Annotated in this window: 11 protein-coding genes; 3 read left to right on the top strand and 8 right to left on the bottom strand. The window is 53.9% G+C overall.

What is annotated here, in order from left to right:
* Window positions 1-377 precede the first annotated feature (377 nt).
* Both EXY20_RS23435 and EXY20_RS40000 read right to left on the bottom strand, forming a co-directional pair.
* On the bottom strand, window positions 378-1,040 hold the full coding sequence (locus EXY20_RS23435; protein WP_135554552.1) for a DUF4386 domain-containing protein: 663 nt from the start codon (window positions 1,038-1,040) through the stop codon (window positions 378-380).
* Window positions 1,041-1,106: 66 nt separating this feature from the next.
* A complete protein-coding gene (locus EXY20_RS40000; protein ID WP_235886163.1) occupies window positions 1,107-3,242 on the bottom strand; it encodes a LuxR C-terminal-related transcriptional regulator in 2,136 nt (711 codons plus the stop codon).
* Between the two features lie 186 nt (window positions 3,243-3,428).
* Between EXY20_RS40000 and EXY20_RS23445 the strand changes: the two genes are divergently transcribed.
* Window positions 3,429-5,780, top strand: a complete 2,352-nt coding sequence (locus EXY20_RS23445) for an alpha-L-rhamnosidase-related protein (protein ID WP_135554553.1) — start codon at window positions 3,429-3,431, stop codon at window positions 5,778-5,780.
* Between the two features lie 352 nt (window positions 5,781-6,132).
* Here the strand turns inward: EXY20_RS23445 and EXY20_RS23450 are convergent, their stop codons facing one another.
* From EXY20_RS23450 to EXY20_RS23465, 4 genes are all read right to left on the bottom strand, one after another.
* The gene (locus EXY20_RS23450; RefSeq protein ID WP_135554554.1) at window positions 6,133-6,999 is read right to left on the bottom strand and encodes an aldo/keto reductase; all 867 of its coding nucleotides are present in this window, start codon (window positions 6,997-6,999) and stop codon (window positions 6,133-6,135) included.
* A 126-nt stretch (window positions 7,000-7,125) separates the two neighbouring features.
* Entirely contained in the window at window positions 7,126-8,004 is an 879-nt protein-coding gene (locus EXY20_RS23455) for a haloalkane dehalogenase (RefSeq protein WP_135554555.1), read from the bottom strand.
* 57 nt (window positions 8,005-8,061) lie between these two features.
* Entirely contained in the window at window positions 8,062-8,523 is a 462-nt protein-coding gene (locus tag EXY20_RS23460; RefSeq protein ID WP_235886164.1) for a MarR family winged helix-turn-helix transcriptional regulator, read from the bottom strand.
* A gap of 126 nt (window positions 8,524-8,649) precedes the next feature.
* Window positions 8,650-9,003, bottom strand: a complete 354-nt coding sequence (locus EXY20_RS23465; RefSeq protein ID WP_135554556.1) for a MerR family transcriptional regulator — start codon at window positions 9,001-9,003, stop codon at window positions 8,650-8,652.
* 133 nt (window positions 9,004-9,136) lie between these two features.
* On the opposite strand from EXY20_RS23465, the gene EXY20_RS23470 reads away from it, so the two are divergent.
* Window positions 9,137-9,775, top strand: a complete 639-nt coding sequence (locus EXY20_RS23470; protein WP_135554557.1) for a nitroreductase family protein — start codon at window positions 9,137-9,139, stop codon at window positions 9,773-9,775.
* 133 nt (window positions 9,776-9,908) lie between these two features.
* On the opposite strand, the gene EXY20_RS23475 is transcribed toward EXY20_RS23470, so the two are convergent.
* The gene (locus tag EXY20_RS23475; RefSeq protein ID WP_135554558.1) at window positions 9,909-10,574 is read right to left on the bottom strand and encodes a GntR family transcriptional regulator; all 666 of its coding nucleotides are present in this window, start codon (window positions 10,572-10,574) and stop codon (window positions 9,909-9,911) included.
* Between the two features lie 173 nt (window positions 10,575-10,747).
* Between EXY20_RS23475 and EXY20_RS23480 the strand changes: the two genes are divergently transcribed.
* Window positions 10,748-11,281, top strand: coding sequence for a YbhB/YbcL family Raf kinase inhibitor-like protein (locus EXY20_RS23480; RefSeq protein ID WP_135554559.1), 534 nt, complete (start codon window positions 10,748-10,750; stop codon window positions 11,279-11,281).
* 115 nt (window positions 11,282-11,396) lie between these two features.
* On the opposite strand, the gene EXY20_RS23485 is transcribed toward EXY20_RS23480, so the two are convergent.
* A complete protein-coding gene (locus tag EXY20_RS23485; protein WP_135554560.1) occupies window positions 11,397-12,407 on the bottom strand; it encodes an SDR family oxidoreductase in 1,011 nt (336 codons plus the stop codon).
* Window positions 12,408-12,410: the final 3 nt, after the last annotated feature.

Below are 12,410 nucleotides of genomic sequence, written 5' to 3' on the forward strand. Positions count from 1 at the left end.
GTTGACTCAATGGTTTTATATTCAATCCTAAATGAACGGTCGAATCAAAATGAAACCTCTGTTGGAATATTTCATTAAATTTACTGAGGGATTGTTCCTGGTATAGTTTGTAAATGTATCTCAACCCTAGACACCTCATTTCTCACTATATGGAGAATAATTACACGTAACAAGTGAAATGTCTAGTTCTAATTTAAAAAATGTCGCTATTTTTGTATATAGAAGCATAGTAGTATTAGGCTATATAAAATCATTCAACACTTTAATATGGGCTCCGCATGCGCATCTGCCGTTCCCGTTTTTTTTAATTTTTACTTCCTTATTGCATGATGGACAAACAACCGTCATCCTGGTAACACCTCCATAGACAGGTGTTACTAGTCTCGACTCCTATGTTGGAAATTAAACCCCTTCACAATAATCCATACCGGAAACATAATCTCGAATATGGCACCCGGCACGTACAGAACAGAGCCGATTTCCCGGCCGAGGATTGCCAGACAACTGTTTGCCAACAATGCCGAATATCCGATAAACCCGATGATCGACAAAAATCGTGGAACCAGCCTTGATCGATAAAGGACGTGACAAAGCAACAAACTGCCCAAACTCAGCACGATCATGCTCATTTGAAAGAGTAAAGCATGCGCTTCAAGCAGCAACTTTCCGGTCATTTCGTAAAATGAATCTTGGGCGGCACCAGCGGAGATATAATTTTTGCCAAGTGTGATCAGGACAAGCGGGATGATTGCGCTTATCGTAAGTAAGGCCGACTCCATGATCCGGGATCCAAAGTACCCCAGCGCAAACGCTTCGTTATGCTTCTTAAGAATGGGGAACAGCAGCATGGCAATCGCCGCCACCGCCATAGCGTTAATCAACACCAGCAACGTTCCCGAAAACACCGTTGTTCGGTCCGGATACAGGTTGGCGAGAAAATCCGCGCGACTTAGCATCGGATCCAGAAGTCCGTTTCCGAACATGTATGCTCCCGTCGATACCAGAAACAGCGCCCCTGCCACTCTTGGAAATTTATCCATGTCGATCTCCCTTCGGCTACTTTATAAGGCAGTATAGCGCGAGAAGGAGTGGGGGCTGTAGACACTTTAGTGTGGTTTGCGGGTGTTCGGGAACAGATTCCACTCTCTGGCACGGGCGATCGCTTCCGTGCGTCTTTGCACCTGGAGCTTTTCAAAAATCCTGCGATTGTGGCCTTTGACCGTGTCCAACGCCAGAAAGAGCTTCTCCCCGATTTCCCTGTTCGAGAGCCCCTTGGCGATGAGCGCAAGCAACTCGATTTCCCGCTGGCTTAGCGGTTCGACCAAGCTGCCTTTCTTTTCGCGATTGCGCACACGTTCCAAACCGAATTGCGCTTCGCGGAGAGCGGGAAGCGGCAGATCGCCGCCCAGACGAAGAGCCGCTTGGTAACAATCCGCCGCCGAACCGGTTCGATCTTCCGCTTCGTCGATTTGACCTTGTCCAATCATGGCCATTACAGCCATCAGTGGATGCCCCACCATCAGGGAATTCGATATGACTTCGTTATAGGCCTCGCGAGCGGCGGCATAATCTCCGCGGCGCTGACAAGCAACGCCCAGCATCCAGGCGGCGGCTGTCCGAACGGGAATATTCTCCGGTCGCAAATACGCGAGCGCACGCCGCGACTGGACGATAACCTTCTCGATTTCCTGATTTCCGCTTGCTTCCGCATCGCTTGCAGGGGCAATCAGTCCGACAAGTTCTTCCGTCTTGTCGTCAAGCTCTCCGTTTTGCATGCCTGCTTCGGCAATCTGCAGGTTTCGCTCCGCACCGTCAGGATGGCTAGTCAAAACCAAGGATGCCAATGTGGCCCGGGTCGCGGCGATTAATCCGATCAAATCCTTGACGCGGACGTCCTGTACAGCGCCCGACAGTGCCGCCTCTGCCGCTTGCAGCTTGTGTTCAACACCCGTCAGCTTGCCTGCAATCAGCAAGGCTGAACCATACATCACCCACAGAGCCGGTCTGGCATCCAGTTCCGCGACAGGCAATGTTGCCAGCCAATTCAGCGAGATGCCTGCAGCCCCGCGAAGATGCAACGGGATTCCTTTCCCCTCCAGCAGACGTGCGGCCCGATCGATGTCATTGGACGCTACGGCATGGCGAAACGCTTCCTCTTCGAATTCATGGTTTTCATACCAGTCGCTTGCCCGTTTATGCAATTCCGCGATATCGCTTCCGTCTACGATTGTTTGCAGCCTTTTGCGGAGCAGATCGGCAAACAAATGGTGATAGCGATACCACCGTCGTTCGTTGTCCAAGGGGATGACGAATACATTCCTCCGCTCAAGATCGATTAACGTTGTCTGGCCGGAAACTGCGGGATCGAGCACAACCCCATCGCAAAGAGGGCCGCACAGCCGGTCAAGGATCGATGTCTGCAGCAAAAAGGTTTGAACCGCTTCGGGTTGCCGCTGCAGAACCTCTTCTACCAGATAATCCAGGACGAAATGATGGTTGCCGGTGAAAGACGGTAGGAGCCGATCGGCATCGCGATCTCCTTGAATGGAAATGGCAGCCAATTGCAACCCCGCAACCCAGCCTTCCGTGCGCGATTCCAGCGAAGCGATTGTATCCGTGGACAGCTCAAGGCCCATCATGCGGTTCAAAAAGTGTCCGGATTCGGAGAGAGTAAATCTCATGTCGGCTACTCGTATTTCGGTCATTTGATCCCGAGCCCGCAATCGAGCCAGCGGAATACGCGGATCCTCGCGGGTCGTCATGACAAGGTGCATCTGGGCGGGAAGATGGTCCAGAAGGTAGAACACGGCATCGTCGACCGGTTTCGAATTTACCGCGTGATAATCGTCAAGCACAAGTATAAAAGGTGTCGGGACAGCCGCGATTTCATTAAGCAGCGCCGTCAGGAGCAGCTCAATCGGCGGCAGTTGCGGCGTTTGAAATGCTGCGAGCACCCCTGCCCCCATATTTGCCTCAATTGTCTGCAGCGCCGAGATCATACAGGTTAAAAAGCGGATAAGTTCGCTGTCTCCTTCGTCTAACGACAGCCATGCGGCCGGCCGGTCGCAGTGACGGAGCCATTCACAAACCAAAGTCGTTTTTCCATAGCCGGCGGGGGCGGAAATGAGGGTAAACTTGCGGTACAAACCTTTGCTGAGCCTTTCGGTCAATCGTGGACGAAGAACCGCCTGCGGCCGAGACGCAGGGATATAAAATTTGGTGGCCATGATGGGTGCGGACATCGATTCAACCATCCTTCGCGATCCGTTGATTGTACCGTTATGGGCAGTGGCGAGTTATACTCTGTTCTGTATTTGCCGGCCCTTTGTTTCACCATATCAGCTTGCTTCCCTTTGTTCAATCCTCGTCCGAAAGTTCTGCTATAATCACAAGAGAGGTTTGCCGATTGGCGAAGGGAGAACAACTCAATGGAGAAATTCGATCGGGCCAGGCCTGTCTGGCCGGCCGGCAGAAGCCGGGAAATGAACGTAACGGCAGGATTCAAGGCCGTCATCGCAACCGATGCGGCACAGAGCGCAACACTTCGAATTACGGCTTCCAGCCTCTATCGCTTTTATGTGAACGGAACGTTTGGCGGGCATGGTCCGGCAAGAGGACCACACGGTTATTACCGCTTGGACGAATGGGACATCGCCGGCCTGCTGCGCGGCGGAGACAACGTGATCGCAATCGAAGTCGCCGGTTATAACGTCAATAGCTATTATCTGCTGAACCAGCCCTCGTTCGTACAAGCGGAAGTGTTGGTGAATGGAGCGGTCGAGGCGGCAACGTCGGCGACGGACGGCGGTTTTCAGGCCATCGTGCTGGAAGAGCGCGTGCAGAAGGTACAGCGATACAGCTTCCAACGGCCTTTCGCCGAATATTACCGCCTTCGTCCCGAGAGCACCCGGTGGCGTGTCGAAACCGGAAGCATTGAAACTGCGGAAAAATGCGAAGAGTTGGAAGCGAAGACCATTATCCCGCGGGGCATCTCCTATTCCACTTTCCAGAAGAGAAGCCCTGTCCGCCTGCTTGCCGGGGGCGGCATTTCGCTCGATCTGGACCGTGCAACGTATTGGAAAGACCGGTCGCTGACCAACATCGGTCGGACGCTGAGAGGGTACACAGAGAACGAGCTGCAGGTCGAGATGTCCAAGGAACTGCAGCAGCTTCGCACCGGCTCGCACAAGGAGCAGCCTGTCGCTTACACGGATGAAAGCGCATTCGATTTGGAACCTCTAACCTATCGGATCGTCGATTTCGGCATCAACCGAACCGGGTTCATCGGCGCCACCATTCATTGCGCGGAAGCGGCCAAGCTCTATTTGGCATTCGATGAAATCTTGACTGAGGACGGAGACGTCGATTTCAAACGGTTGGATTGCGTCAACGGGATCGGGTACGAGCTGGAGCCCGGCGTCTACGAATTGGAGAGCTTCGAGCCGTATACGCTGCGCTATGCGAAGCTCATTGTGGCCAGAGGGGCGTGCCGCATAGAGGATTTGTACATCCGGGAGTATGTCAATCCGGACGCGGACCGGGCGACGTTCCGCTGTGACAGGGGCGGGTTGAACCGGCTGTTCGACGCCGCGGCGGAAACCTTTCGTCAGAACGCGTCCGACTTGTTCATGGATTGTCCGTCCAGGGAGCGGGCCGGCTGGCTTTGCGACAGCTACTTCATCTCGCGGACGGCCTATTGGCTAACCGGCGACGCGGCGATGGAGCGGAACTTTCTGGGCAATTATGCGCTGCCGGAGCAGTTCGCCGCGCTTCCGCCCGGCATGCTGCCCATGTGTTATCCGGCCGATCACGACGACGGGGTATTCATTCCGAACTGGGCCTTGTGGTTCGTCTTGCAGCTCGAAGAGTATGCGGCCCGAACGGGAGACGCAGCGCTCGTTGCGAAGGTGAAAGCGAAGGTCTACGCCTTGTTCGCCTATTTCGCTCCCTTCCTGAACGAAGACGGACTTTTGGAAAAGTTGAAAAGCTGGGTTTTCGTCGAGTGGTCCAAAGCGAACGACTATACGCAGGATGTGAATTATCCGAGCAATATGCTGTATGCCGGCGCATTGTCGGCTGCCGGACGGCTCTACGGAGATCCAACGCTACTCGAGCAGGCGGCGCAAATACGGGAGACGATAGCGGCGCAATCGTTCAACGGGGCGTTTTTCGTCGACAATGCCGTAAGAGTGGAAGGTAGGTTGGTTACTACTGAGCATACGACGGAAGTATGCCAGTACTATGCGTTCTTTTTCGGAGTCGCCACGCCAGAGACTTATCCGTCGTTATGGCAGGTGCTGGCGGAGCGGTTCGGGCCTGACCGGGGAACGACGGGCGCTTATCCCGACGTCCACGTGGCCAACGCCTTTGTCGGAAACTACATGCGTCTCGACTTGTTCTCCGATTGTGGAAAAGGGAGCCAATTGCTCAGCGAGATGGAAGGCTATTTTGCGCATATGGCCGAAAGAACGGGAACCTTGTGGGAAAATACGGGCGCCCAGGCCAGCTGCGATCACGGCTTTGCTTCGCATGTCGTGCATTGGCTGTACCGGAGTGCTCTCGGGCTGCACGAGGTCAACCATCATACCCGGCAAATCGTCATCCGGTTCGAAAACAACGGCTTGCAGCAATGCGAAGGGGCCATTCCTGCGGGAAATGAAGTAATCGCGCTGCAATGGGAAGCCCGCAGCGATGATACTTTGGTCTACCGGTTGAACGTTCCGAACGGTTATGCCGTGGTGATCGTCAACGACAGTGGAAAAACGCTCGTAAGCGCCTAGCAAGTAACTAACTCCCTGCAGAATAGGCCCTGTTTTCTTGCCTATTTCGCCAAAAACGGGCCGTCCATTCGAAATAGCCAGTGATTTCACTGGCTATTTCGCTTGAAAGGCCTATTTGAAGGTGATCTGAGGCCAATAACCAGTGTTTTCACTGGTTATTTCGAACGAGCCCGGCGATATCGGGCATATAGGCCATTTTTCATGGGCTATTTGGGTTGCCGAGCAATCAATCGGGCCACTCAGGAGGCGGCTTGCCAGGGCAGGCTTCCTTCAGCAGCGCGCGAGTACGCTCGTTCACGAAGGAGCGAAGCGGATGAGCTGCTCTGGAGAAGCGGAGCGCCGGTTTACCGCGTCATCTGGCAAGATCGGCCAAGGTATGGAAGTCCGCTTCACTGAGTGTGATTTCGGTAGCCGCGATGTTCTCTTCCACGTGGCGGGTGGAAGAGGTGCCGGGGATCGGCAGCATCGCCGGCGAGCGTCGGAGCAGCCAAGCTAACGCGAGTTGGGCCGGGCGGACGTTGTGCTGCCGGGCCATGTCGGCCAGCGGGCTTCCTTCTGCCGCGAGCTTCCCGGTGGCCAGCGGGAACCACGGGATGAAACCGATCCCGTTGCTCTCGCAGTAGTCCAGCACCTCTTCCGATTCGCGGTTGGCCAGGTTGTACAGGTTCTGAACCGTGACGATCGGTGTAATTTCACTTGCTCTCTTCAACTCTTCGACACTTACCTGGCTGAGCCCGATGTGGCGAATTTTGCCTTCCTCTTTCATCAGCTTCAACTCGCCGAGTTGGTCGGCCAGCGGCACCTTCGGATCGATGCGGTGCAATTGCATCAGGTCGATCGTCTCCAGGCCGAGATCGATGAGGTTCAGTTCAACTTGCTGGCGCAAGTATTCCGGGCGTCCGACCGGGCGCCAGTCGTTGGGGCCGCAGCGGGTCAGGCCGACTTTGGTGGCGATGATCAGCCCGTCCTTGTAAGGATGCAAGGCCTTCTTGATCATCCGGTTCGCTACGAACGGCCCGTAGGAGTCGGCGGTATCGATAAAATTAACCCCAAGCTCGACCGCTCGTTGCAGGACGCGGACCGCTTCCTCGGGATCGCGGGGTTCGCCCCAGATGCCGTCGCCGGTCAGCCGCATCGCGCCGTATCCCATACGATTCACCGTTAAATCCCCGCCAACCTGGAACGTGCCGGCTTTCGCCGCCGAAATTTGAGCTGTCATGACGTCACACTCCCTCACCAGAATGGATGCGCGGCTTCAACCTGCTTGCTTAAAGCCCGTCACCGCCATTATATCGCATCATGCGAGCGGAATCGAAAAAGTCGGCGGGTTCATTGCCCCTCGCCATTAATTCAAACCTTGCAGCCACCTGGCAAGCGCTTCGCCAACCTCCGCGGGTGCATCTTCCTGAGGGTAGTGGAGGCCTGATACGGTAACTTCGGTTTGCGATGGCCACGTACGGCAGAAATCGATATGGGATTGCGGCATTAAGCCCGGTTCGCATCGAATGAACAGCTTGGGAACGGCGCTTTGCGCAAGCCATTCTCCGTACCCGGCAACAATCGCCGTTATATCCGCAGGGTCTCCGTCGAACGGAAGCTGGCGAGCCCAACTGAGCATGGCGCGGCGGCTTTCGCCAGCCTCGAGGAACGGCCGGCGGTACGCTGCCATCTCTTCATCCGTCAGCTTTCGCAATATATTCACCGGCAGGTTGAATTCGATAAACGAATTTTGCTCCAGCACCATCCGCTCCCCTTCTGGTGTCCGGAGCGCTTGGAAGATGGCGCGGCCCTTCTCCGGCATTTCGTTCCAGCTCCGCGGTTTTATAATCGCCTCCATATGAACGATGCCTTTAACCGCATCGGGATGGCGCATGCTCCATTCGAATCCCAGTGCCGAACCCCAGTCGTGCACCACGAAAGTTACGCGTTCGCGCACGTCGAGCTGATGGAGCAGTTCGTCAAGATAGCGGCGATGTTGGGCGAACGCATACGTATGAGGCCCGCTGTCCGGAAGCTTTGCGGAATCGCCCATTCCAATGAGGTCCGGGGCAATGCAACGTCCCAGCTTCCGGGCATGGGGAATGAGGTTGCGCCAAAGATAGGAGGAGGTTGGATTTCCATGCAGAAAAACGATGGGGTCACCGCTCCCTTCCTCAATATATGCCATCTCTAACCCGAATACTCGTTTCCGCTTTTTCTCATAGGGATGCGCCCCGTTATTCATCTTTCATCTCACCCTTCCATCATATTCTCTACCGTCCGTTCTCTCGTGCCGCGCGCCTTACGCCTCCTCCGGAACAGTCAGATTCCGCAGCACGACTTTGAGCAGACTTATTAGCAAGCTGTACTCTTCATCGCTAATCCCTTTCCGTGTTTTGTTCTTGACGCGAGCCAATGCTTCTTGTACCCTGGGTACCACTGCACGTCCCGAGTCCGTCAAATATAGTTGATGATAGCGGTTGTCGGCAGGATCCGCTTCCCTCCGTACGTAACCTTCCGTTTCCAGCCTGGCAATCGCTTTGGCCGCAGTCGTTTTGTCAATGTGAAGCTTCTGGCTTAGCTCCTTCTGAGTGATAGGCTGTTGAAACGCAATCGCCATCAGAAAAATATACTGTCCGCTTCCGATTCGATAAGGCGCCAGCTCTGCCGAAATCAACACCTGCATATGCCGGTAGATGGCCGAAATGTATTGACCATGCGACTCCTCCCCACCCTTGTCATGCGGCTTCCAATGTTCGCTCACTTGATCCCTCCTCCCAATAGGATGCTATTGCAACTAATTCAACAATAGCTCATATAGGATGCTATTGCAACTAATTTTATTTGTGTTTCGTCCCTGCTTGTCGCGTAATCTTGTACAGGGTCCATGCTATTTGCAGCGGGTCTGAAAATTCGCCCTGCCCACTAACACATCGCTTAAGAAAGCCTTCGACTCCTTCAATTTGGCTTCCAGCTCCTGAATATAGATCATTTTATCCATTACCAATGCTTCCTTCTTTACTTCGGAGCTCTCATTGACAAGTAAAATTACGTCATGGATCGTAAAACCCAATGCAAGCAGCATTCTCACATCCTGCAAATAGGCAACCACCGCATCATCGTATACGCGGTAATTATTTTCGTCCCTTGATATCAATTGCTCCGGGATCAACCGTTTGCGTTCATAGAATCGCAACGTGGATATGGGCAATTCCGTCAGCTTGGAAACTTCGCTAGCTTTCATAACCAGTCCCTTCCGAAATCAACATTAATTTGCTGTTTGCTATAAACCAAGGTTCATAGTTCATACTGGCAACAGGATAACCCGAGACAGCGCTGCTGTCAAAATAACGGGTTGTTTCAGAAGGAGTGCCTATATGCTGAAAAACATCCAAAATAACGATTTTGTCAACATTATGACCGGCCGTCGTTCCATACGACTGTACGATGAGAACGTCAAAATTACAGAGGAAGAAATGCACGCCATGATTCAAGAAGCAAGCTTGGCGCCCTCTTCTGCAAATATGCAGCCATGGCGCGTAATCGTGGTTCATTCCCCTGAAGGAAAAAACAAGCTTCGGCCTCTGGTCCAGTTCAATACGCGGCAAAACGATACATCTGCGGCGATGCTCATTATTTTGGGGGATACGCAGAGCGAGTTATATGTAGAAGAGATATATAATACTGCTGTGGAACAAGGAAAAATGCCCAAAGAGATACGCGACAAGCAGGTCGCGCAAATTCTGGGCATGTATCCGCAAATACCGAAAGAATTAAAGATCGAAATTGCTAAAATCGATGCAAGCTTATTTGCCATGCAACTGATGCTGGTAGCCCGTGCACATGGGTATGACACCAATCCGATGGCGGGCTTTGAACGCGATCGGGTCGTTGGCGCATTCGAGTTGGACGACCAAAGATATGTTCCCGTCATGATTCTGTCCATTGGAAAGGCCAAGGATGAGGGCCATGAATCCGTGCGCTTGCATAGCGCGAAAATTACCTTTTGGCGCTAATGCGAATTCGCGTACAACCGATATCGTAACGTTCCCCGCGCTGTCCGTAACGGCAAGCTTCAGGGCCATCCTTTTGCGGGATGGCCTTTCATTTTTTCTCGCATGGTTCAACTGCTGTCGTGCCCGTCGGCTCCTATCGGTTGTTTAACAGGGTATCCGCAGTAAGTTGGATATGCGCGCTAAAGAGCTCGGCGGCACGGTCACTGTCGCGGCGAAGAACGGCTTCCGCCAACGCCTTATGTTCGGCGCGGCCATCGCGGACGGATTGCTGCGGGGTGGAAACATGCCGATAAAATTCGCTCAAATCCCAAAGGCGTTTGCAGATTTCCAAGAGAACCGGGTTGGGACATGCGGCGATCAGTTCGAAATGAAATTGACGGTGGAGGTCGGACCACTCTTCGCGGAGGGCAAGCTTTTGATTCCCTTCCTCATACTCGTTCGTTTGCGATAATTTGTGGTGAACGGCGATTACATTGGATTCCCATGTGAGATCGCCATGGGAGATTGACAGGCGCAATGCAGCTGATTCATTGATCAACCGAGCCTCTACGATACTATTCAGTTCTGCCTCCGACACCATCTTTACTGAAAATCCGTGATTCGGGTTTTGCAAGACGAGGCCTTGCGTCGCCAACCGCGTCAGCGCTTCCCGAACGACGGCAACCGAGACATCGAAGCTCTTGGCTAATTCCGAAACCGTTAATGGAGAGCCCGGTTCGTATTGTCCGGACAAGATATCGGACTGCAGTTTTTTAGTGACAATTTCGCTTAAGGTGGACGAACCATTTCTTTTGGCCATATAGCCAACACCATCCTTCGCGCCCAACGGGATTCTGCATGTTTACTTAGTTTACCTCTAAATCTGTTAAAAAAATAGATCAAATTCGAAAACAACAAATACAATCGATTTATATTTACATAATCGATTCTTTACTATACAATCGATTTATTAGCAAAAAGGAGGTTTTTACAATGAGCCACAACCCATTGGCTGCATTGCCGGAAGTCGCAATCTTTCAAGTGACGAGCAACGACATTGCGGAGGGCCTTCCTCTGCCGCCCCGGCATTATTCGGGGATGTCAGGCGTGGAAGGCGGCAAAGATCTATCGCCCCATTTGAAATGGTCGGGCGCGCCCGAAGGGACGCGGAGCTTCGCCGTAACCGCGTATGATCCCGATGCTCCGACAGGATCGGGCCTCTGGCACTGGGCCGTCATCAACATTCCTGCCAGCGTCACTGAACTGCCTGCCGGCGCAGGCAGCGACCCCAGCAGCGGCTTGCCGCAAGGCGCCCTGCAGCTGCCCAACGATTTGAGACTTGCACGGTTTATCGGTGCGGCGCCTCCGGCGGGAGATGGTCCTCATCGGTATTATTTTGTCGTTCATGCGCTGGATGTCGATCATATCGGCGTGGACCCTAACGCCACGCCAGCTCTTTTAGGGTTCACCATGCTGAGCCACACCCTGGGGAGAGCCGTTCTTGTGGCAACTGGAGAAGTCAAGTAAACTGCGTTCGGGGTACACGAGCTTAGTAACGCGAGCTCGTAGCCCGCTCACAAGAAAGACAGCCATTGCATCAATGGCTGTCTTCCCTGACGCCGCCGCGCGAGCGCGTTGGCCCCTATATTTTCCCCATCGCTTCTTGCATGGCGCCAATCACCCGATCGCACCATGCGTCGAATTCCGGATCTTCCACCTGCAGCTCGGCATGCGCCAGAATGTTCGCCACCGTCCCCTTGATCCCCTGATCGAAGCGAGTCGTCGCTACAAAATCCGGCACCAATCGCTTGAGCTTCGCATTATCGAACACGACGGAGTTCGCTTTATCGCCCAAGAGACCGCCGCGGAAATCGTACGAACCGCTCGCCGCGAGGAACGAGGACGCCACGTGCACCGCCTGCAGCTTCACGCCGAGCGCATCCGCAATCGCCTCATAAATCTGATTCCACGTCACCGTCTCATCCGATGTAATCTGAACCGCCTCGCCGATCGCGTGCGCGTTGCCCATCAGCCCGATGAACCCTTTCGCAAAATCGCGATTATGCGTCATCGTCCACAGCGACGTGCCGTCACCGTGAATGATGACCGGCTTGCCTTCGAGCATGCGCTTCGCCACCTGCCAGCTGCCCTTGCGGCCATGGACGCCCAGCGGAATCGACCGCTCGTCGTACGTGTGGCTCGGCCTGACAATCGTGATCGGAAAGCCCGCTTCGCGGTATTGCTTGATCAGGTACTCCTCGCAGGCAATTTTATTCCGGGAGTACTCCCAGTACGGGTTGGACAGCGGCGTCCCTTCCGTAATCCGGTAATCGGACAGCGGGGTCTGGTAGGCCGAAGCGGAGCTGATGAAAATAAACTGCTTGGTCTTATCCTTGAACAGCCGGTAATCCCGTTCACACTGCGACGGCTCGAACGCGATAAAATCCGCCACCACGTCGAACGTCAAATCCTGAATCAGCGCCGCAATATGCGCCTCGTCCCGAATGTCCCCTTGCAGCAGCTTCACACCTTCCGGCAGCGTGCCGCTTCTAGTCCCTCTATTGATCAAATATAGCTCGCACCCGTCTGCCACCAGTTGCTTCGTAATGGCCGAACTGATCGTGCCGGTACCGCCGATGAACAATGCTCTCAACGT

Origin of the sequence: Paenibacillus cymbidii (assembly GCF_004764705.1) — a bacterium.
In the GTDB taxonomy this organism is placed as follows: Bacteria; Bacillota; Bacilli; order Paenibacillales; family NBRC-103111; genus Paenibacillus_AN; species Paenibacillus_AN cymbidii.

Coding starts and splice junctions, on each gene's coding strand:
- EXY20_RS23435 (WP_135554552.1), bottom strand. CDS start 1,040: ATGGATAAATTTCCAAGAGTGGCAGGGGCGCTGTTTCTGGTATCGACG.
- EXY20_RS40000 (WP_235886163.1), bottom strand. CDS start 3,242: ATGTCCGCACCCATCATGGCCACCAAATTTTATATCCCTGCGTCTCGG.
- EXY20_RS23445 (WP_135554553.1), top strand. CDS start 3,429: ATGGAGAAATTCGATCGGGCCAGGCCTGTCTGGCCGGCCGGCAGAAGC.
- EXY20_RS23450 (WP_135554554.1), bottom strand. CDS start 6,999: ATGACAGCTCAAATTTCGGCGGCGAAAGCCGGCACGTTCCAGGTTGGC.
- EXY20_RS23455 (WP_135554555.1), bottom strand. CDS start 8,004: ATGAATAACGGGGCGCATCCCTATGAGAAAAAGCGGAAACGAGTATTC.
- EXY20_RS23465 (WP_135554556.1), bottom strand. CDS start 9,003: ATGAAAGCTAGCGAAGTTTCCAAGCTGACGGAATTGCCCATATCCACG.
- EXY20_RS23470 (WP_135554557.1), top strand. CDS start 9,137: ATGCTGAAAAACATCCAAAATAACGATTTTGTCAACATTATGACCGGC.
- EXY20_RS23475 (WP_135554558.1), bottom strand. CDS start 10,574: ATGGCCAAAAGAAATGGTTCGTCCACCTTAAGCGAAATTGTCACTAAA.
- EXY20_RS23480 (WP_135554559.1), top strand. CDS start 10,748: ATGAGCCACAACCCATTGGCTGCATTGCCGGAAGTCGCAATCTTTCAA.